The 19,276-nt window shown below is 72.0% G+C and carries 18 protein-coding genes; 2 read left to right on the top strand and 16 right to left on the bottom strand.

Features of this window, described 5'->3' with window-relative positions; translation table 11 throughout:
• Nucleotides 1–182: 182 nt before the first annotated feature.
• The 4 genes from BGP03_RS33390 to BGP03_RS33405 all read right to left on the bottom strand — a co-directional run bounded on the left by BGP03_RS33390 (nt 183) and on the right by BGP03_RS33405 (nt 5,459).
• Nucleotides 183–1,769, bottom strand: a complete 1,587-nt coding sequence (locus tag BGP03_RS33390; protein WP_298799332.1) for a High-affinity nickel-transporter — start codon at nt 1,767–1,769, stop codon at nt 183–185.
• Nucleotides 1,766–3,226 carry a tetratricopeptide repeat protein gene (locus BGP03_RS33395; protein ID WP_298799331.1) on the bottom strand — a complete coding sequence of 487 codons (1,461 nt, stop codon included), beginning with the start codon at nt 3,224–3,226 and terminating at the stop codon, nt 1,766–1,768. Before BGP03_RS33395 ends, BGP03_RS33390 begins: the two co-directional genes overlap by 4 nt.
• Nucleotides 3,227–3,232: 6 nt before the next feature.
• Nucleotides 3,233–3,913 (bottom strand): hypothetical protein, encoded by a 681-nt coding sequence (locus BGP03_RS33400; RefSeq protein WP_298799330.1) that lies wholly within the window; start codon nt 3,911–3,913, stop codon nt 3,233–3,235.
• A 118-nt stretch (nt 3,914–4,031) separates the two neighbouring features.
• Complete coding sequence (locus tag BGP03_RS33405; RefSeq protein ID WP_296374606.1) at nt 4,032–5,459, bottom strand: DUF4331 domain-containing protein; 1,428 nt, start codon at nt 5,457–5,459, stop codon at nt 4,032–4,034.
• 640 nt (nt 5,460–6,099) lie between these two features.
• Between BGP03_RS33405 and BGP03_RS33410 the strand changes: the two genes are divergently transcribed.
• A complete protein-coding gene (locus tag BGP03_RS33410; RefSeq protein ID WP_298799329.1) occupies nt 6,100–6,918 on the top strand; it encodes a helix-turn-helix domain-containing protein in 819 nt (272 codons plus the stop codon).
• 196 nt (nt 6,919–7,114) lie between these two features.
• Here BGP03_RS33410 and BGP03_RS33415 read toward each other — a convergent pair whose 3' ends face one another.
• The 9 genes from BGP03_RS33415 to BGP03_RS33455 are packed head-to-tail and all read right to left on the bottom strand — an operon-like array spanning nt 7,115 to nt 15,200.
• On the bottom strand, nt 7,115–8,380 hold the full coding sequence (locus tag BGP03_RS33415) for an FAD-dependent monooxygenase (protein ID WP_298799328.1): 1,266 nt from the start codon (nt 8,378–8,380) through the stop codon (nt 7,115–7,117).
• A complete protein-coding gene (locus BGP03_RS33420; protein ID WP_298799327.1) occupies nt 8,377–9,918 on the bottom strand; it encodes an AMP-binding protein in 1,542 nt (513 codons plus the stop codon). The genes BGP03_RS33415 and BGP03_RS33420 overlap by 4 nt, the downstream gene beginning before the upstream one ends.
• Nucleotides 9,919–9,920: 2 nt before the next feature.
• The gene (locus BGP03_RS33425) at nt 9,921–10,349 is read right to left on the bottom strand and encodes an acyl-CoA thioesterase (RefSeq protein ID WP_298799326.1); all 429 of its coding nucleotides are present in this window, start codon (nt 10,347–10,349) and stop codon (nt 9,921–9,923) included.
• On the bottom strand, nt 10,346–11,188 hold the full coding sequence (locus BGP03_RS33430) for an acyl-ACP desaturase (RefSeq protein ID WP_298799325.1): 843 nt from the start codon (nt 11,186–11,188) through the stop codon (nt 10,346–10,348). The genes BGP03_RS33425 and BGP03_RS33430 overlap by 4 nt, the downstream gene beginning before the upstream one ends.
• Nucleotides 11,185–12,024, bottom strand: coding sequence for a class I SAM-dependent methyltransferase (locus tag BGP03_RS33435; RefSeq protein ID WP_298799324.1), 840 nt, complete (start codon nt 12,022–12,024; stop codon nt 11,185–11,187). The genes BGP03_RS33430 and BGP03_RS33435 overlap by 4 nt, the downstream gene beginning before the upstream one ends.
• Complete coding sequence (locus BGP03_RS33440; RefSeq protein ID WP_298799323.1) at nt 12,021–12,272, bottom strand: acyl carrier protein; 252 nt, start codon at nt 12,270–12,272, stop codon at nt 12,021–12,023. Before BGP03_RS33440 ends, BGP03_RS33435 begins: the two co-directional genes overlap by 4 nt.
• Nucleotides 12,269–12,736, bottom strand: a complete 468-nt coding sequence (locus tag BGP03_RS33445; protein ID WP_296374621.1) for a PaaI family thioesterase — start codon at nt 12,734–12,736, stop codon at nt 12,269–12,271. Before BGP03_RS33445 ends, BGP03_RS33440 begins: the two co-directional genes overlap by 4 nt.
• Nucleotides 12,733–13,530 (bottom strand): ferritin-like domain-containing protein, encoded by a 798-nt coding sequence (locus BGP03_RS33450; protein ID WP_299738742.1) that lies wholly within the window; start codon nt 13,528–13,530, stop codon nt 12,733–12,735. The genes BGP03_RS33445 and BGP03_RS33450 overlap by 4 nt, the downstream gene beginning before the upstream one ends.
• Nucleotides 13,531–13,556: 26 nt before the next feature.
• Nucleotides 13,557–15,200: an AMP-binding protein gene (locus tag BGP03_RS33455; RefSeq protein WP_298799321.1), complete on the bottom strand. Its 1,644-nt coding sequence runs from the start codon at nt 15,198–15,200 to the stop codon at nt 13,557–13,559.
• A gap of 303 nt (nt 15,201–15,503) precedes the next feature.
• Between BGP03_RS33455 and BGP03_RS33460 the strand changes: the two genes are divergently transcribed.
• Nucleotides 15,504–16,592 carry a cytochrome P450 gene (locus tag BGP03_RS33460; RefSeq protein WP_298799320.1) on the top strand — a complete coding sequence of 363 codons (1,089 nt, stop codon included), beginning with the start codon at nt 15,504–15,506 and terminating at the stop codon, nt 16,590–16,592.
• Between the two features lie 89 nt (nt 16,593–16,681).
• Here BGP03_RS33460 and BGP03_RS33465 read toward each other — a convergent pair whose 3' ends face one another.
• Genes BGP03_RS33465 through BGP03_RS33475 form a run of 3 tightly spaced genes read right to left on the bottom strand, consistent with a single transcriptional unit; the run spans nt 16,682 to nt 19,273 of the window.
• Nucleotides 16,682–17,491 (bottom strand): metallophosphoesterase, encoded by an 810-nt coding sequence (locus BGP03_RS33465; protein ID WP_299738746.1) that lies wholly within the window; start codon nt 17,489–17,491, stop codon nt 16,682–16,684.
• Nucleotides 17,492–17,496: 5 nt separating this feature from the next.
• Nucleotides 17,497–18,342: a carbohydrate ABC transporter permease gene (locus tag BGP03_RS33470; RefSeq protein ID WP_298799318.1), complete on the bottom strand. Its 846-nt coding sequence runs from the start codon at nt 18,340–18,342 to the stop codon at nt 17,497–17,499.
• A complete protein-coding gene (locus BGP03_RS33475; RefSeq protein WP_296374634.1) occupies nt 18,332–19,273 on the bottom strand; it encodes a sugar ABC transporter permease in 942 nt (313 codons plus the stop codon). Before BGP03_RS33475 ends, BGP03_RS33470 begins: the two co-directional genes overlap by 11 nt.
• Nucleotides 19,274–19,276: the final 3 nt, after the last annotated feature.

Raw genomic sequence — 19,276 nt, forward strand, 5'->3', positions numbered from 1 at the left:
TCGGCCTGCGTGACGAGCACCGCCGGTGCGTCGGCCGGATCCGAGGACGCCCCGGCGCCGCTGACGAGGACGACGACGGTGGCGACGACCGCCCCCGCCACGGCGAGGGCGAGGACGGTCCGGACGACGCGGCGGCGGCGCGGCGCGGCCGCTGCGGGCGTGGTGAGCGAATGCGTCATGGGTCAGACCGATCCGGACAGGGCGCGCAGCACGAGGCCGGCGCCGACGATGATGACGAGTACTGCGGTGAGGACGGGCAGGTAGGTGAGTGCCGTGGTGAAGCGGTGGGCGAGCCGTGCCGTCCGGCCACGGGAGAGCACGGTGGTGATGCGGTCCTGGAGGCGGACGAGCAGCAGCCCGGCGAAGGTCAGGGCGAGGGCCATCCCCAGGCCGTAGCCCAGGACCAGCACGATCCCCAGGAGCGTGCGGCCCAGGGCGATCGCGGCGAGCAGCACCAGCAGCGCGGACGGGCTGGGCACGAGGCCCCCGGCCACACCGAGCCCGATCAGCCCGCCACGGCCGAAGCCGCGTTCGTGCCCGTGCCCGTGCCCGTGCCCGTGCCCGTGGTTGTGGCCGTGCCCGTGGCCGGTGGCCTGCTGCGGAACGGCCTCCACGACCGCGGTGGCGCCCCCGGCTCTCGGCGACGCTGCTCCCCGGGCGATGGCGGGTGCACCGACCAGGTCGACGAGCGACTCTCCCCGGCGCCGTCGCCGGACCGCCGAGCGGAGCAGCCCGAGGCCGACCCCGGCGACGACGAGCCCGGAGACGATCGCCAGCACCTGCTCCACGGCGGTGGGTGCCAGCGCCGCGGACGCGGAGAGCAGCACCCCGAGCACCAGCACGCCGACGGTGTGGGTGACGGTCACGGTGGCCCCGACCGTGACCACGTCGCGCAGCCGGCCGCGCTTCCCGACGAGGTACGCGGCCATGATCGTCTTGCCGTGGCCGGGGAGGAACGCGTGCCCGGCGCCCAGCAGGATCGACAGGAGCACCGCGAGCAGCGCGACGCCGACGCTCATCTGCTTCGTCCCGACCAGGTTGTTGAACGCCGTCGACAGGTCGTTGAGCGCGGAGATGACGGCGCCGGCACCGGGGACGCCGCCGAGGACGGCGTAGGTCGAGATCCCGGCGCCGGGGGTGGTGGTGATGCTCGCGGTGCGGACGTCGAGCGGGGAGGACAGCAGGTCGTTGGGGTAGCGGCGCAGCTCGTCGCTGATGCTCGACGCCGGCACCGGCGACTGCTGCAGCGTGACGCCGTCGCCGGTGGCGGTGATCTCGTGCCAACCGCCGATCCCGGCGGAGTCGAACTGGTCCTCGACGCTCACGGTCGTGGGGCGGGACAGGTCCGCGGGTGCGGCCAGGTGGCACTCGAGCCGCCCGACCGGCAACCCCGCGGCCCCGGGAAGCTGGACGTAGCTGCCGGTGGTGACGGTGAGCGGGGCCCGGTCGGCCCCGACGGAGAGCACGACGGTGGCGGCGAGCGCGGGGCACTGCGCGTCGGCGTAGGCGGTGGCCTCGGCGGGGGAGACGGCGCCGTCGCCGTCGGTGTCGATCAGGGGCAGGCGTTGCAGGGTGGGGATCTCCGCGACGTCGACGACCGCGGTGTCGAGGATGTGGTCGGCGAACAGCTGCAGACCGTCGTAGTGGTTGACCGTGGCGTTGCCCAGCGGATGGGCACTCGCCTCGGGAGCACCGCCCACGGTGGAGGCGACGCCGATCGCCCCGACGATCATGCTCGTGGCGAGCAGCCGACGCAGGACGGTGGTCATCGGGGACCGCCCAGCTGCGCGAGTGCCGCCCGGGCCACGGGCACCTGCAGGGGGTTGAAGTGCGGGTTGATCGCCAGCGCGGTGGTGAGGTCGGTGCGGGCCGCGTCCTTCTGACCCAGCGCATTCTCGATCATGCCCCGGTGGAAGGCGAACAGGGCGTTGCGCATCCCGGTGGCCAGCGCCTTGTTCGACCAGGTCAGCGCGTCCGCGTCGCGTCCGTTCGCGTGCAGCGCCCAGGCGTAGGCGTCGTCCATCTCGAGGAACGGGCGGATCCGGATGCCGGCCTCGCCGGCCGCGAGGGCCTTCGCCGGGTCGCCGTGGTCGGCGTAGAACAGCGTCGGGTCGGTGTCGAGCTGCACCCCGTTGCTGGTGAACAGGGTGTTCTCGGCGTCGAACAGCGTGTAGTCCTGCTGCGCCTCGGCCACGTGCCCGATCGACTGCAGGTACTCGCCGGCTTCGATCACGTACTGCGGCTGAGGCACGCTCGCCACGAGCTGGGCGTAGTCGGCGACGGCCGCCGCCTCCTGGCCCAGAGCGGCCTCGGCCTTCGCCTGGCCCTCGAGGAGGTCGGGGTAGCGGGGGTCGACCTGGGTGCCGAGCTGGATCTGGTGCAGGGCCTCGGTGGGGTCACCGCCGGTGAAGGCGAGCTCGGCGAGGTAGTAGCGGCAGAACGCGATGTCCGCCGGGGTGGTGGCCTCGGCGAGGGCCTGGTTCATGAGGTCCCGGGCCTGGTCGGGCTGTCCGGCGAGCTCGTAGACGTACTCGGCGCGGGTGTAGGCGGGGGTGCCCGGGTGCAGGTTCAGCATCTGCTGCACGGCATCGCGGGCGTCGTCGTAGCGGCCGAGCTGGGTGTAGGCGTCGGCCAGGGTCCCGTAGATCGTGGAGTTCTGCGGGTCGAGGGCCCGGGCCTGCTGCGCGAGGGCCAGGGAGTCGGCGAAGCGGTGCTGCGCGGCGCGCAGGGCGGCCTGGCCGGCCAGGGCGGCGGCGTTGCCGGTGGGCGCGATCTGCAGCGAGCGCGCCAGCGCGCCGTCGGCCTTCGGGTAGTACATCGGGTTGACGGTGTTCTTGGCCTCCTGGACGTAGTCCAGGCCCAGCGTCGCCCAGCTGTCGGCGTTGTTCGGGGTGATCTTCAGCTGCGCCTGGATCCCGGCGATGTCGGCGCCCAACGGGTCCGCGGTCGGGGGGCCTTCGGCGGAGGGTCCGGGGGCCGGTGCGGAGTCGTCCTGGTTCACGGCCACACCGACGACCACACCGACGACCACACCGACGACCACGGCGAGGACCGCGACCGTCGCCACGGCGACCGGCCAGCGGCGCCACCATGGCGTGGACGGTCGGCCACCGGTGCCGGTGACCGGAGCTGCGTCGGCGACCGCGGCGGTCCCGGCCGGACCCGGGTCACCCTCGGGGGTCGGTTCGACCGAGGTGCAGGTCTGGTGGTCGTGGTCTGCGAGCATCAGAGCTCAGCTCCCGGTGCCGGTGGGCGGACTGATCACGGTGTGGGCGTTCCAGCCGGTGAACATCAGCGCTCCTGTGGGTCCCGGCGCCGCCGTGGCGCCGGACGCGGCGCCGCTCGGGCTGGTCTCGACCTCGAGGGCGTAGGGGTGGGCGGCGTCGTCGGCCACGTAGAGCGCCCCGGCCCCGTTCCCGGGGGTCAGCTTCACCGCGGGCTGGCCGGCGACGGTGGCCGTTCCGGTGACCGCGGTGGTGTCCCCGGCTTTGATCAGCTGGTCGAACACGGTCTTCTTGTCCAGCTGCGCGATCAGCGGGGCGGCCCGCGGGTCGGTGGCCGGGAGCCGCTCATAGGCGGACGTGGCGCCCGGCGCGGAGAGCCCCTTCACGTACAGGGTCTGGCCGACCCTGATCAGGTCGATGTCCTGTCCGGCGCCGGTGATCCGTTCCCGCCCGTCGCCCGAGGAGGTCAGCACCAGCTCGATGGTGGCGGTCGTCGCGCCGGGGCCGGTGGTGCTGCCGCGCGCGACGGTACCGGCGATCGTCACCGAGTCGGCGGCCTGTGCCGCGGCCTGGGCGTCGGACAGGATCCGTGCGGCCGGTCTGCCCGACTCCGAGCCGCCGCCACCGGCGCAACCCGCGGCCACCACCAGGATCAATGCCGCGCCGGCCACGGCTCGTCGGGTTCGCATCGCGGTTGTGCCTCTCCTCGACCCGGTTGGCGTCAGGTCATGTCGTCGTGATCGGCCCGGCCCGCGCCCCGGGGCGGGGGGCGGGGCCGGACCGATCACGAACTCCGGTGGACGTCGCCTACTTGGTGCCGGCGGTGTTCACGCTCTTGTTGTAGGGCAGCCCGACGTAGGGGAAGTGGTCCCCGAAGCCCTTCGGGTTCACGTCCACCCCGTCGCCCGCCGCGAGCGGGGCGACGATCGTCGGCGGCAGCGTCTGGACCGCACCCTCGAGGGCCTGGACCTCGATGTCGACCACGTCGTCGGTCAGGCGGCGACCGTTCGGGAAGCCCTGCAGGTCACCCCCGAGGACGCCGAGCCGGTTGGGCTTGTCGGACACCGGGACGCCCATGTTCAGGCGCAGTTCCTCCGCCGGCGCGAACTTCTTCGGGTCGACGTCCTTGTTGAGGACCTGCGAGTTGAGGTCCGCCTGGATCGGCGCCTTGCTGCCGTCCAGGGTGGGGGCGTTCGTCGCGATACCGGTCGCGAAGATCTCGACCAGGTCGTTGCGCGGGGTCTTCGGGGCCGGGATGCCGTAGATGGCCTGGATCAGCTGCGGCACCTCCGGCTTGAGCACCCGGCCGATGAACGCCGTGTTGGTGGCGTCCTGCGCCGGCGTGGACCCGTTGAAGGCGTCCTTCATGCCGGCAGCGGACACGACCTCGTTGACCAGCGGGTTGCCCAGGCGCGAGACCTGGACGTACGGGCCGACGGAGATCTTCTTGCCCGGGGTGAGGATCGTCGACTGCTTCTCGGTGTCGCTCCAGACCCCGATGACCGGGTTCTTGGTCGCGTCGCCGTTGAGCGCCAGGTAGTCCTTCGGGACCTGGATCGACAGGGTGTTGACGTTGTAGCCCTTGAGCGTGTCCTGCCCGGCCTCGGACAGGTTGCCGCCGTAGAGCAGGTCGAACACGCGCAGGTCGAGGAAGAACGAGTCCGCGGCCTGGCCGGCGAACACCTTGCCGCTGTTGCCGGGCAGGGTGGAGATCGCCTGGCTGCGCAGCGTGCCGTAGTCGGGCATGCCGGCGGGGCCGGTGTCCGACGGCGCGACCGGAGCGTCCTTGAGCAGGGTCTTGACGTCGTGACCGTTGCGGATCTCGGTCAGGTCGTAGGTCTGGCGGAACAGCAGGTTCGGGTCGTCCAGGCTGGTGACCGGGCCGTTGTTGTAGAGGAACGTCTTGTTCCCCCGCAGGTCCTGGGTCTTGAACTGCCAGCGGAACGTCATGTCCGGCTTGCCGTTGCCGTCACTGTCGACGTTGATGTCGTAGTGCGCGTTGGTGGCCCACGGGTAGAAGTTCGGGCCACCGTTCGGCTCCTCGAACGGGTACCAGTTCGCCGACAGCGTCACGGTGTCGGGCTTGTCCGGGCTGGTGAAGGCGTAGACGTCGGTGTTGTCCACCGGCGGGTCCGACGCGATGAGGGGGGCCTCGCGGTGCGACGACGCCGATGCCACACCGGGAGCGAGCCCGGCGAGCGCGGCGGCGGCGATCACCACACCGACGGTGGCCATCGATACCGTCGCCCGGCGGCGCGGGCGCCGACCGGGAACAGGGGGAGCGGACATGCGATTCCTCTCGAGACGCCTGAAAACAGACATTCAGGCGATACCGGATTAAACGGCGTGATGACCCGAACGATTCCGTCGCTGTGCCTGCCCCTGCACGGCGGCGCCCTCGAATCGCATTCGGGTCACGCTGGTCATGACGACGCTCCGGGGGATTGGTTGCGGCCGGGAAGTGTCGGTGCGGCGACCGGCCGCGGATCACGGTCCGACGGTCGGAATGTGTGCAGCAAGTTCGTCAACGTCATTCGGGAAATGGCGCGAACTTTATTCACGACTGCCCTGGAGATGTGTCAGAGACTTTGTGAACGGGGCTCTGCCCGGGTTCTGACCTGCACGCTACGTGAACAGGAGTGCGCCCACGTGCGCCGCTCCGTCCTCCTTCGGAGGAACGGCGGCACGTTCTCCGTCGGTATTCACCTGATGCGACGAAGGCCGCCAGTGGTGCGGGAACCGAATGTCCGGCCGAAATGCATGAAGCACCTCGGCCGCCGGAGCGACATCGATGCGCACAACTCCGCCGATTCAGGTGGACAAAAAGGACATGGTCCAGCTGCGGAGCTGGGCTGAATCGCGAACCGAGCGCAGGTTGGCTCAGCGCGCACGGATTGTCCTGCTGTCGGCCGGCGGGCTCGGGCCCACCGCGATCGCCCGGGAGCTGAGCTGTACCCGGCAGACGGTCGTGAGCTGGCGGGAGCGCTACCGGACCCTCGGCCTCACGGGTCTCGTGGACGCGCCGCGCTCGGGCCGCCCGACCTCGGTGAGCTCGGCCGACATCCTGCTGCGGACGCTGTGCCCGCCACCACTGGGCTTCCAGCGCTGGTCGTCGCGGCTCCTCGGGGCGGAGCTCGGGATCAGCAACGCCTCCGTCGCGAGCGCCTGGCGAGCCTGGGGCATCCGGCCGACACGGCACGGAGGGATGCGCCTGGCCACCGACCCGGTGCTCGACGTCGACGTGGCGCGGGTGCTGGGCCTGTACGTCGCCGCCGGGGTCGGCGCGTTGGCGATCGAGTGCGGGCCCCCCGTCCCCGGTGACCGGGCACCGGTGGCGCGGCGCCCCGACGTCGGGGATCTCGGCGTCGGCGATGCCCGCGTCGGGGATCTCGGTGACGGCAGTCTCGCCGACGTCGGGGACGGCGCCATCGCCTTCCTGAGGTCGATCCCCTCCGGTGGCGCGCCACACCCGCAGGCGATCATCGTCGCGGGCGCAACCCCGTGGTGGCTCCCGGACGACGAGCACCGCTCCGCGATCCACGTGGCGGGTTCCTACCGCTCCTGGTCACGGCTGGTTCGCGTGGCGTGTCTGATGGCCGGTGCCCGTCCGCGCGGAGCCGCCTCGGTCGGCGCGCTGTGCGCCGCGCTCCGCTGTCGCGATCCGGATGCGGCGTTCTCCTGGTCGGTCGGGTAGGTGACGTCCGGGGCGTCGCGGCTGGTCGGCTGGTGTCGACCCGGCCAGTTCGGCACCGGCGATGGCGTCCACGTCGATCGCATCCGGGCCGAACGCCATGCGGATCGTGCGGGCGTAGGCGTAGGAGAACGCCAGGGGCGTGTCGTCGCGGAGCAACGCCTGCATCTGCTGGACACGGTCCATGATCATTCTCCTGTTACCGGGAACCGTGCGCCAGCGCCCGCACCACCAGGCGCGGGGCGAGCAGGGCGGAGGAGCGGTCGGTCAGGTTGGCGACGCGCAGGAACGCCCGCGCCACCTGCGGATCGTGGTGGGCGGCGAGCTGGACGCGGCGGACGTAGTCGTCGAGCAGGCGGGTGCGGACCGGGCGCCGACCGTCCACCTCGGGCATGGCCAGGTCCGAGCGGGTCGCGACGCCCCAGGCGGACGCACAGACCTTGGCGGTGGCCCGGTGGAAGGCGCGCGCGTCCACGGACCCGGCGAGGTGCTCGCGCAGGATCCGCACCTGCTGTGCCGCGAGGGTCATGCCCTGCGCGTAGAGCGGGTTGAGGCTGCACACCGCGTCGCCCACGGCGAGCAGACCGGCCGGCATCCGGATCTGGTCGTAGCGGCGCCACCGGGAGCCGCGGAACCGGTAGGGCACGGGGTCGGTGAGCGGTTCGGCGTCGGCGATCACCGCGGCGATGTCGGGGGCGGGCAGCGTGGCGGCCCAGGCCGTGAAGCCGGCGGGGTCGGTCGGGGGGTGGTCGCCGAGCATCCCGGCCAGCGTCACCAGCCAGCGGTCGCCCTCGACGGCCACGCAACCGCCGCCGCGGAACCGCGGCACCGTCGAGACGGTGACGCCGGAGAACGCGGTACCGGGCCCGCGGCGATACAACCGGGTGGCGTAGCCGAGGTCGACGTCCACCCGGTGCTCGGGCGGGGTGCGGTGGCCCAGCCGGGCGAGCCACGACGGCAGCCGGGACGCGCGGCCCGACGCGTCGACGACGAGATCGGCCGGGACGGTGCCGTCGCGCAGCACGACACCCCCGACGCCGTCGGGCCCGCGTTCCAGCAGCCCGGTCGCGGTGGCGTAGGTCAGCGAGACGCCCGGGAACGTGAGCGTCCGGGCCCGCAGCGCGGCCTCGAGGAACGGCCGCGTGACGAGCACCGACCGCATGCCGGTGGCGTCACCGGCGAGGCGGCGCCCGTGGATGTACCAGCGGGTGTCACGCAGCGGCTCCACGCTCGGGGCGCCCTTCGCGGCGAGCTCGTCGACGATGCCGGGGTGCAGTTCCTCCAGCAGCCGGCGGCCGCCGTCGAGCAGGCCGTGCAGGTGCCCGCCCTGCGGTGCTCCGCGCCGGGGTACCGCTCCCGGGCTGTCGTCGCGCTCGACGATCGTCACCTCGTCGTAGGTGTCGGCGAGCACCCGCGCGGCGAGAAGCCCGGCGATGCCCGCGCCCAGGACCACGGCGTGCGTCATGCGTAGAGCTCCTCGATCTCGGTGCGGAACGCGTGGGCGATCGCGGCCCGGCGCAGCTTGAGCGTGGGTGTGAGGTGGCCGGCCGCGACCGAGAAGTCGCTGCGCAGCAACGCCCAGCGACGGATCGACTCGGCGCGGGACACCTGCGCGTTGGCGGCCGCGACCGCGTCGGCGATCCCGGGGTCGGCCGGGTCCGTCCCGGGCTCGGGCACGATCAGCGCCGTGACGTAGGGGCGGTCGTCGGCCACCACCATCGCGTTGGCGACGAGCGGGTGCAGCCGCAACCGGTCCTCCAGCGGGGCGGGGGCGACGTTCTTGCCACCGGTGGTCACGAGGATCTCCTTGCGGCGCCCGGTGATCCGCACCGTGCCGTCCGCCTCGATCTCGGCGAGGTCGCCGGTGTGCAGCCAGCCGTCGGGGGAGCCCTTCGGGTCGGGCCAGTAGCCGGGGGAGACCTGCCGGCCGCGCAGCAGCAGCTCCCCGTCGGGTGCGACGGCGGCCACGGTACCCGGCAGCGGGCGGCCCACCGTGGTGAAGCGGTTGGTGGACGGCACGTTGAGGGTGGCGGCGGTGGCCGACTCGGTGAGCCCGTAGGCGTGCAGGACCGTCACGCCCTGGTCGGCGAAGAACTCTCCGACGACGGGGTCGAGCCGCGCCCCGCCGCAGATGACGTGGCGCAGAGCGGTGCCGAGCAGGGGATGGCGGCCCGTCCCGTTGCCGGACATGCCCTTGCGCAATTTCTCCAGCGCGTACGGCACCACGGCGAGCCAGGTCGGCTCGAACGAGGCCAGGTACCGCGGGAGGTCGGCGACGTTCGGCAGCAGCCCGGTGCGCGAGCCGCTGTACAGCGCGCCCTGCAGCACCGTGCGCCCGAAGACGTGCGACAGCGGCAGCACGACGAGCGTGGCGGGCCGCTGCACCTGCGCGAACATCTCGGTGCTCTGCTCCACCACCGCGGCCGCGGCGGCGAACATGTTCCGGTGGGTCAGCACGCAGCCCTTCTGGGGGCCCGTGGTGCCGCTGGTGTAGACGAGGCTCGCGATGTCGTCGGCGCGGACGGCGGCCCGACGCGCGGCGGTGTCGGCCGTGGCCTCCCAGCCGGGGCCGCCGTCGAGCAGGCCGGTGAGCGACCAGGCCGGCACCTCGGGCACGTCGTCCTCGCGCCCGTCCTCGGCCAGGCACGCGACGGCACCCGAGTCGCGCAGCACGTGGCTCATCTGCGCCGTCGACGACGTGGGGAACAGCGGCACGAGAATCACCCCGACCGCCGCGGCGGCCATGTCGGCCACCGCCCAGGCGTAGCTGTTGCGGCCCAGCACCGCGAGCCGGTCCCCGGCCCCGACGCCGCGACCCACCAGCCGGGCCGCCGCCACCTCGATGTCGGCGGCGAGCTCGGTCCAGGTGCGGTCCGTCCAGCCGTCGCCGTCCGGCCAGGACAGGGCGACGCCGTGCGGGTCCCGGGCGAGCCCCACGTCGACGATGTGGTGCAGGCCCTGGTCGTCGGCGAGATCGGGGCCGTCGGGGAGGTGGGTGTCCATGCTCAGATGCCGAGCAGCTCAGGGGCGGTCGCCAGCTCGCGCAGGCGCTCGATGGGGGCCTCGACGAGCTTGCGGCGGCTCAGGTCGAGCAGCCCGGCCACGCTGGTGACCTCGGCCGAGAGCACGCCGTCGCCGCGGTGGATGGGCTGGGAGACGCGCGCGGTCTTGCCCGTGCCCCACTCGAACTCGCAGCCGATCTCCGCCTCGTCGCCGAAGCGCAGCTCCTTGCGGTAGACCAGGGTCGTCTCCATCATGATCGGCATGACGCCGGCCTGCAGCAGCGTCTGCACGTCGAGGCCGGCCGCGGCCATCCGCTCCCAGCGGGCGTGCTCGGCGTACTGCATGTAGACGGTGTGGGCGATGTGGCCCAGCGCGTCGATCTCGTAGCCGCGCACGACCACGTGGGTGGTCGTCCTGAGGGTGGCGGTCATCGGGTTCCTCCGGTGGTTCGGCAGCTCTCGACGAACCGGATCAGCTCGTCGACGGCGTCGGTGCGGTGATCGACGGCTCGGTCGACCACGGCGATCAGGTGCTCGTAGGCGTCGGTGTGGTCGTAGCGGGCCACGTCGGCGATGCGCAGGGCCCAGCGCCAGTAGCCGCGGATGTCGGCCAGCGGCATCCGGAAGTCGGCGATCACGTCGCGGATCGGGCCGGCCACGGTGTCGCCGTAGGCGCGCAGGTAGCGGGAGACGACGTCGGCGAAGAACGTGAAGTGCCGGGCCTCGTCGCGGGCCAGCTTCGTCAGCAGGTCGGTGAGCACCGGGTCGGTGACGTCGGCGCGCAGCTGGCGGTAGTAGATCTGGGTGGCCTTCTCCTGCACCAGCGCGTAGGCGAAGAACTGGACCGGGTGCGTGTAGCCGTCGAGGCCGAACGGCTGGCGGCCGTAGCCGGCGAGGTCGGTGCGGAGCTCGTCGCGTCCCCGCATGCCGGACGCCCGCTGGTAGCGGGCCAGCGCTCGGGCGTGCGTGTCCTCCTCGGCCGCCCAGCGGACGGTGAAGTGGTAGAGCTCGCGGTGGTGGGTGAACACGGCCGGGTCCACGCTCCCGTCGACCGGGAAGTGCGTGCGGTAGACATCGAAGTAGCCGGGCAGGTGGTCCTCGATCACCGTCACGAACTCCACCGCGGAGCGCTGGCCGTCGGTGAGGTGGTCGGCGTCGGCGGCCGCCCAGTCGAGGCTGCGCTCGGCGTCCCACCGGCGTTCGGGGGGCAGGGCGGCGAGGAAGGTGTCGACGGCCTGCGCCAGCTCGTCGGTGCTGATGAGGGCACTCATCGGGCGTTGCGCAGTGTCAGGCCGTAGTGCTTGGTGGTGTAGCCCCAGCCGGCGTTGGCGATCTCCAGGTAGTGGGTGAGCTGGTCGGCGAGCCCGTCCTGCAGCTCGTCGAGCCGCTCCCGTGAGGTCTCCACGTTCCCGATCCAGGCCTCGATCGTGCGGCGGTAGTGGTCGGTGAGGTCGTCCACCGTCTCGACGGAGAACCCGGCCGTCTCCGCCGCGGCCACCAGCTCCGACAGCGGCCGCAGCCGCCCGTTGCCGAAGATCGCGTTGCGGACGAAGGCGGTGCCGGGGCGGGCGTCGAACTCGGCCTGGATCGCGCCGTTGCGGAAGCAGCTCTCGGACACGTAGAAGCGGGCGTCCTTGCGCAGCAACCGCCTGGTGCGGGCGAACACCGCGGGCAGGTCCGGCATGTGGATCACCGAGCCGAGGGCCGCGCCCGCCTCGAACGTGCCGGCGGGCGCGTCGAAGCGCTCGAACATCCCGCAGTGGACGTCCACCCGCTCCGCGAGTCCGCGGGCGCGTGCCGTCGCCTCGATGTGGTCGCGCTGGCGCGGGGCCGGTGTCACGCCGGTGACGCGGCAGTCGTAGCGGCCGGCGAGGAACAGCGTGAGTGCGCCCCAGCCGCAGCCGATGTCGAGCACGCGCTCGCCGTCGTCGACGCCCATGCGGCCGGCGACGAAGCGCAGCTTGTGGCGCTGGGCGGTGGCGAGGTCGTCGGTGTCGGACAGGTAGAGCCCCGAGCTGTACTTGCGCATCGGGTCGAGGAACTGCTCGAAGACGGCCGGGTCGAGGTCGTAGTGCTGGTTGGTCTCCGGAATCACGGTGGCCGTCATGACCCCACCGCGGCCGCGACGACCGTCGCCACCTGCTCCACGGTGCTCACGCCGAAGACGTCCTCGTCGTCGAGCTCGACGTCGTAGCGCTGCTCGATCCTGGCGATGATCCGCAGCACCTTGATGGAGTCGGCGCCCTCGACGGTGCGCAGGTCGGTGTCGGGTCGCAGGTCCGCGACGTCGGCGCCGAGCACGTCGGCGACGATCTCGATGACGGAGGTGGTGATCTCAGTGGTTGCCCTGGTCATGGCCATGGCCGGTCCTCTCGAGGGGTGATCGGGAGCCCGGCGCCGTCGGCGGGCACGGGGACGTAGGAGGCGGTGGCGGTGGCGAGCACCGCGCCGTGGGCGTCGCGGATCTCGGCCCGGCCGGAGTAGGGACCCGTCCCGTCGACGGTGGCGTGGCAGCTGTGGTGCCCGCCGATCCCGATCACGCCGACGTAGCGCATCCGCATCGACGTCGTGACGGCCGGACGCCCGTGGCGCAGCACCACGAGGTTGCCCATCACCTCGTCGCAGATCAGGGCGACGATCCCGCCGTGCAGCACGCCGGGGTAGGACTCGTAGCGGCGGTCCAGGCAGAACGCGGCGGAGATGCCGTCACCGTCGGGGACGAAGGTCAGGCCGAGACCGACGGGGTTGGCGGGGGAGCAGCCGAAGCAGTGGCCGTCGGTGCGGTCGGCCCAGGGGAGGGCCAGCGCGGGTGCGGTCACGCCATCGTCCCGGCGAGCGCCCGACGGACCTTGCCGTTGGTGGAGAGGTCCAGGTCGGTGAGGCTGCCGAACGTCTTGCGGATCTTGCCCTGCAGCTCGTCGAGCTCGCCGGAGGCGGCCATCTGGTCGAGGAACATCTGGAAGCCGGTGTCGATGGTCTCGTGGCCCTCCAGGGCGTCGAGACCGGACTTGAACACGCTGACGGGGTGCCGGATCGTGTCGGTGGAGGTGTAGAAGTACAGCGTCTCCAGCACCGAGCCGAGCTCCCCGGGATGCGCGGCGAGCCGGGCCGCGGCGAAGTGGCGGAACTCCCGGGCGTGGCTCGCCTCGTCGCGGCTGGCCCGCAGCAGCAGGTCGGCGAGCACCGGCTCCTGCACCCACGCCGCCGTCGAGCGGTAGATGTGGTTCACCGTGAGCTCGGAGATGATGTTGGTGGCGAGCGTCGCGGACGGGGTGCTGCCGGGGTCGTAGGGGGCGCGCATCGCGGCCACCGCCCGGTGGTCGACGGTCTCGCCGACGGCCTGCAGCCACGAGGTGAACGCGTAGTGGTGCTGCACCTCCTGCTGGCCCCAGATCACCGCGAAAGCGGAGAAGTCGTAGTCGTCGACGAACTCGTTCAGGAATCCGTGCACCGCGGCGATCACATTGGACTCGCCCATCACCGCGCTTTTCACGAGTGTGACGTATTCGGGCCGCACACGGGCCGGATCGATGTCGGAGAGGGTCAGATCGGCCAGTCGCCAGTGGCTGCGGTCGTAGTGCCGGAAGACCTCCAGACTGTGCATGTCGGTCATGTCCGGGGCACCTAGGATGTGTGCAGTCATCTGTTCACCCTGTCGTTGTCGCGAATTCGGCCGGCCATGTCGAGGCGACGCAGTTTTCCGCTGGAGGTGCGCGGAATGGTGCGGGGGGAGACGAGGTGGACGGTCACGCCCGGAAGGTCGGCACGGGCGGCCACGGCAGCGCGGATCCGGGCGACCAGCGCGGCCCGGTCGTCGCCGGTGGCGGTCGTCTCGGCCACCAGGACGACGCGCTCGGGATCGTCCTGCGCTACGGCCACGCACCGTCCCTTGTGGACCCCATCGACGTCGCGGGCGGCGTCCTCCACGTCGAGCGGGTACACGTTGCGCCCGGCCACGGTGATCATCTCCTTGAGGCGGCCGGTGAAGAACAGCTCGCCGTCGCGGAGGTAGCCCAGGTCGCCGCTGCGCATCCAGCCGTCGTCGGTGAAGAGGGGTTCGCCGCCGAGGTAGCCGCTGGTCGCCATGGCGCCGCGGAGCTGGACCTCGCCGACGACGCCGTCGGACTCGCCTGCGCCGATCCGCACCTCCATGCCTGGCACGGCGCGGCCGAGGCCCACGAGCCCGCGGGTCGTGCCGGGCACCGCCCGGCCCGTGACGGCGAGCTCCTCCCGGTCCACCCATTCCATGACGGGCGCCCGGCCGGACGGCGGCAGCGTGGCCACCAGCGTCACCTCGGCCATGCCGTAGGCGGGCACCATCGTCGCGGGCCGGAAGCCGGCGGGCGCGAAGCGCTCGAGGAACGCCGCCACCGACGCCGGCTGCACGGCCTCGGCGCCGTTGAACGCCACCCGCCACGCGGAGAGGTCGTAACCGGCGATCCGCTCGGGTGGGACCGCGTCGAGCAGGGCGTCGTAGCCGAAGTTCGGCATCGTCGAGATGGTGCCTCTGACCTGCGCGAACGCCTCCAGCCAGCGGGCGGGACGACGGACGAAACCGGCGGGGGACCACAGGTGCAGGGGGATACCGCGGAAGAGTCCCGTCACCGCCCCGAACAGGCCCATGTCGTGGAAGAGTGGCAGCCAGGAGCCGTGCACGTCGTCCGGGCCCAGGTGGATGGCCTCGGTGATCGAGCGGGCGCAGTGCCACACGTTGGCGTGGGTGAGCACCACACCCTTGGGGGCGGCGGTGCTGCCTGAGGTGAACTGCACGATGGCGGCGGCGGTCACCGCGACGTCGGGGTCCGGGGTGGGTGCCTCAGCCAGCAGGTCCGCCCCGTCCAGGTCTGCACTGTCGACGATCTCCGGCCCGAGCGCCCCCAGTGCCGGTGCGATCCGGGCGGCGATGCGGTGCGACACCACGATGTGGCTCATGCCGGCCGCGGTGACGATGCGCTGGATACGCGCGGCGTAGTCGGCGAGGTCGGTGCCCAGCGGCAGGGCGAGCGGCGCGGCGGCCGCCCCGGCCCGGACGATGCCGAACAGCGACTGCAGGAACTCCGGGGCGTTGGGCGACAGGACACCGACCCGGTCACCCGGCCGCACACCGCGGTGTGCCAGCGCGGCGGCCATCGACCGGGAGCCGGCGGCCAGCGCGTCGTAGCGCAGTGTCGCGTCCTCGTCGGGGAACCTGATCAGCTGGTCCGGGTGCTGTACGGCGACGAGATCGAGCGCCGCGTGCAGCGTCATCGGCTCGGTGCGGGCGGGATCGCACGGGGTCGTCATCTCGTCCTCTCCCTTTGTCACGTCGTCGAGCACACGGGATTTACCGGTTTCGGTCAAGATGGATCGGAGCGCGATTATCGAGCTATTGTCAAGCCGAATCGCAGAATCGTTGGGTGCGGAGATTTCACGTCTGATTCATGAATCGGACCGCCATTGGTGGTGGTCGCGGGAGAGTCTCACGGCATGACCGCCGGAACAGCACCCCTCGTCTTCGACGCCTTCGCGCCAGAACACCGGGCCGATCCCTATCCTCGTTATGCCAGGATCCGTGAGGCCGTACCATTTCTCGACAGCGGATTCGGTGTGGAGTTCATCACGAGGCACGCCGAGGCGTCGCAGGTGCTCAGCGAGACGCTGTGGAGCCACCGCGACGAGGCCTCGCTGTTCCACCCCGACGCCGACCGGTCCAAGCTGCCCACCTCGTTCCTGTGGATGGACCCGCCCGACCACACGCGGCTGCGCAGCCTGGTGAGCAAGGCGTTCACGCCCAAGCGGGTGCTGGACCTCGAGCCGCGCATCACCCAGCTCGTCACCGGGATCCTCGACGTGGCCCGCTCCAGCGGCGAGATCGAGGCCATCGAGGCCATCGCCTACCCGCTGCCGCTGATCGTGGTGTGCGAGCTGATCGGCGTGCCCGAGGAGGACTGGGCGATGGTCCACCGGATCGGACCGCACCTCGCCCGCGGGTTCGACCCCGACCGGGTGCTGTCGCCCGCGGAGCGTCAGGCCCGCGACGACGCCACCATGGAGCTGATCGCCTACTTCCGTGACCTCATCGCGAAGCGGCGCACCGACCCCTGCGACGACGTCGCCAGCGCGCTCGGCGCCGTGCACGAGCGCGGCGACACGCTGTCGGAGTACGAGATGCTCACCGTCTGCATCACGCTGCTCATCGCCGGCCACGAGACCACCGTCAACATGGTCGGCAACGGGCTGCTCGCCTTCCTGCGCCATCCCGGGCAGCTCGACCTGATCCGCGAGTGCCCCGAGCTCGCCGGGCCTGCCGTCGACGAGGTGCTGCGCTACGACTCCGCAGTACACATGACCACGCGCACCGCCCGCCGCGACCTGGTGGTGGGTGACCGCACGTTCGCGGCGGGCTCGAGCGTCTGCGTGCTCGTCGGGTCGGCCAACCGTGATCCCCGCGCGTTCGAGAACCCGGACACGTTCGACGTCACGCGCTACGCGAGTGGCCGCCCGACCCCGCGGCACCTCGGCTTCGCGCTGGGCATCCACTACTGCATGGGTGCCGCGCTCGCGCGGATCGAGGGCGAGATCCTGTGGCGGGAGCTGGCCCGGCGCGTGCGGGTGCTGGAGCCGGCGGGCGACCCGGTCTACCGCCCCAACCTGCTGATCCGCGGCCTGAAGTCCCTCCCGCTGCGCCTGGTCTGAACCCGCCCCACCCGCCACATGGTCACGTGTGGCTGCCGATCCGAGGTCGGGAACAGCTACACGTGACCATGAGGCGGTAGGTGGGGTCGTCAGGGGTGTGTGGCGGCGTGCATCGCCTCGGTCAGCGCCCGCTCATCGGTGTCCATCAGGAGTTCGGACGCGTCGAGGGGTTCTGCCGCTGCCACTACCGCGTCCGCGTGGACGTCCACCCGCGTCAGCGCCGCGCCGGCGCGGCCGCGGGCCCGGCCCGCCGGGGAGAGCAGCTCGGCGCGGTGGGCCGTGGCCGGGCCGATCCAGACGGGGATCCCGGCCAGGGCCGAGGCTCCGGTGTGGTGGGCGTGGCCGCACAGGATCATGCGGACGTCGGTGCCGGTGAGGACGGCCGCGAGGTCGCGCGGGTTCTGCAGGTCGACGCCCCGCATCGGCGCGAACGCGGTGGGCACGGGCGGGTGGTGCAGCACCAGCACGGTGCCCAGTGGTGCGGGTTCGGCGAGCTCGGCCGCGAGCCACGCCAGCTGGTCGGACGTGAGCAGGCCCTGGGGGCGGCCGGGCACCGTGCTGTCCAGGACGACGAGGCGCAGCCCACCGACGCGCACCACGTGGTCGTAGGGCTCGCCGCCCGAGCCGTCCAGCAGCTCCCGCCGGAACGCCGCGCGCTCGTCGTGGTTGCCCATCGCGTAGACGAGCGGGGCCCCGATCCGCTCCGCCATCGGCTCGACGACGGCCCGCAGCGCGCGGTAGGCGGCCGGGTCGCCGGAGTCGGTGAGGTCGCCCGAGAGCACGAGCGCGGCGACGGGCAGCCCCGATCCGAGCACGACGTCGAGGGCGTAGCGAACGGTGGAGAGCCGGCCGGGGTGGTCGACGTCGATGTGCAGGTCCGACAGCTGGATGAGCGTCACTCCGGTCACTTGAGACCGGACCTCACGAAGCCGTTCACGATCTGCTTCTGCAGCACCAGGTACAGCAGCAGCACGGGGAGACACGCCATGCCGGCCGTCGCCATCATCGGGCCCCAGTCGTTGCCCTCGCTGCCCATGAAGCTGCGCAGCCCCAGCTGCAGCACGGCGTTGGAGCGCTGCAGCACGAGCGCGGGCCAGAAGTACTCGTTCCACGCGTTGACGAACAGCAGGATCCCCAGCGCGGCCAGGGCGGGCCGCAGGTTGGGCACGACGACCGTCCAGAGCGTGGCCCACGAGCCGCGCCCGTCGAGCCGTGCGGCCTCCAGCAGCTCGGTGGGGAAGCCCTGCATGTGCTGGCGCAGCAGGATCACCCCGAGCGCCGAGCAGAGCGACGGCAGAACGACACCGGCGATCGTGTTGAGCACACCGAGCTGCGACAGGAGCGCGTAGTTGGGGATCATCGTCACCTGGAACGGCACCAGCCACGTCGCCACGAACACCAGGTACAGCAGCTGCTTGCCGCGGAACTCCCACGCCGCGAACGCGTAGCCGGCCAGCAGCCCGGTGAGGAGCTGGCCCAGCGCGATCCCGACCGCCATCACGGTGGTGTTCAGCAGCAGCCCGCCGATGTCGAGCACCTGGAACGCCGTGGCGTAGTTCGCGCCCGAGAGTGGCCACGGGAACGGTGAGAGCGAGTAGATGTCCTCCGGTGCACGGAACGACGTGGCGTAGAGCCAGTAGATCGGGAAGATGCAAACCACCCCGAGCACGGCGAGCGCGGCGTGCCCGAGGACCGGGCGGCGGGTCTCGCCCACGGACAGCACAGCGGTCATGGCTCTGCTAGTTGTCATGAATGGACACCTTCTCCGAGAGCCAGACCAACCCGCCCGCGATGACGCCGAAGCCGAGGAAGAAGATCACGCCGGCGGCGGCGCCGAGCCCGGCGTCGAAGCTGTGGAAGCCGTAGTCCCACAGCAGGTAGTAGACGTTGGTGGTGGCGCCGGCCGGGCCGCCGTGGGTGAGCGTGTCGATCAGCGGGAAGCTCCACTGCGCGGCCAGCAGCACCGTCATGAGCAGCAGGAACACCAGCGTCGGCGACAGCATCGGCAGCGTGATCCAGCGGGTGATCTGCCCGCGGGTGGCGCCGTCGAGCGCAGCGGCCTCGGCGTAGTCGTCGGTGATCCCGGCCAGCCCCGCGGCCACGACGAGCACCGCGAAGCCGAGCACGTGCCACCCCGTGATCACGATGATCGCCAGCTGCGCGGGACCGGGTTCCTGCAGCCAGTTGACGGTGGTGCCCAGGATCTGGTTGACCGCACCGGAGCGCGGGTCGAGCAGCCACTGCCACACCGCCGCCCCCGCGACGGGCGCCACGAGCAGCGGTGCGAACACGAGTCCCTGGTAGACGGTGGCGGCCCGGCCCCGGACGCGCCGCGCCAGCAGCCCGACCACCACCGGCACCACGATCGTGAACGGCAGCAGCCCCAGGATGAGCACAGCGGTGCGGCCCAGGGCGGAGCCGAAGTCGGGGAGGGTGAACAGCCGCTCGTAGTTGGCCAGGCCGACCGGGCGCGCGGGTGAGGTGGGCAGCAGGTTCCAGGACACGAACGAGATCTGGAACGTCTGCGTCAGCGGCCGGTAGACCCAGACGGCGAGCAGGGCCAGACCCGGCAGCAGGTAGAGGTAGGGGACGAGCGCCCCGACGCGGCGCGGCCGGGGCGACCGCACCGCCGTCGCGTCGACGATCGGTGGCGCCTCGTGAGGAGCCAGCGTGGCGAGCACGGA

Origin of the sequence: Pseudonocardia sp. 73-21, assembly GCF_001899645.1 — a bacterium.
Lineage (GTDB): Bacteria > Actinomycetota > Actinomycetes > Mycobacteriales > Pseudonocardiaceae > Pseudonocardia.

Coding starts and splice junctions, on each gene's coding strand:
- BGP03_RS33390 (WP_298799332.1), bottom strand. CDS start 1,769: ATGACCACCGTCCTGCGTCGGCTGCTCGCCACGAGCATGATCGTCGGG.
- BGP03_RS33470 (WP_298799318.1), bottom strand. CDS start 18,342: ATGACAACTAGCAGAGCCATGACCGCTGTGCTGTCCGTGGGCGAGACC.
- BGP03_RS33430 (WP_298799325.1), bottom strand. CDS start 11,188: ATGAGTGCCCTCATCAGCACCGACGAGCTGGCGCAGGCCGTCGACACC.
- BGP03_RS33435 (WP_298799324.1), bottom strand. CDS start 12,024: ATGACGGCCACCGTGATTCCGGAGACCAACCAGCACTACGACCTCGAC.
- BGP03_RS33440 (WP_298799323.1), bottom strand. CDS start 12,272: ATGACCAGGGCAACCACTGAGATCACCACCTCCGTCATCGAGATCGTC.
- BGP03_RS33400 (WP_298799330.1), bottom strand. CDS start 3,913: ATGCGAACCCGACGAGCCGTGGCCGGCGCGGCATTGATCCTGGTGGTG.
- BGP03_RS33425 (WP_298799326.1), bottom strand. CDS start 10,349: ATGACCGCCACCCTCAGGACGACCACCCACGTGGTCGTGCGCGGCTAC.
- BGP03_RS33420 (WP_298799327.1), bottom strand. CDS start 9,918: ATGGACACCCACCTCCCCGACGGCCCCGATCTCGCCGACGACCAGGGC.
- BGP03_RS33455 (WP_298799321.1), bottom strand. CDS start 15,200: ATGACGACCCCGTGCGATCCCGCCCGCACCGAGCCGATGACGCTGCAC.
- BGP03_RS33395 (WP_298799331.1), bottom strand. CDS start 3,226: ATGCTCGCAGACCACGACCACCAGACCTGCACCTCGGTCGAACCGACC.
- BGP03_RS33415 (WP_298799328.1), bottom strand. CDS start 8,380: ATGACGCACGCCGTGGTCCTGGGCGCGGGCATCGCCGGGCTTCTCGCC.
- BGP03_RS33450 (WP_299738742.1), bottom strand. CDS start 13,530: ATGACCGACATGCACAGTCTGGAGGTCTTCCGGCACTACGACCGCAGC.
- BGP03_RS33405 (WP_296374606.1), bottom strand. CDS start 5,459: ATGGCCACCGTCGGTGTGGTGATCGCCGCCGCCGCGCTCGCCGGGCTC.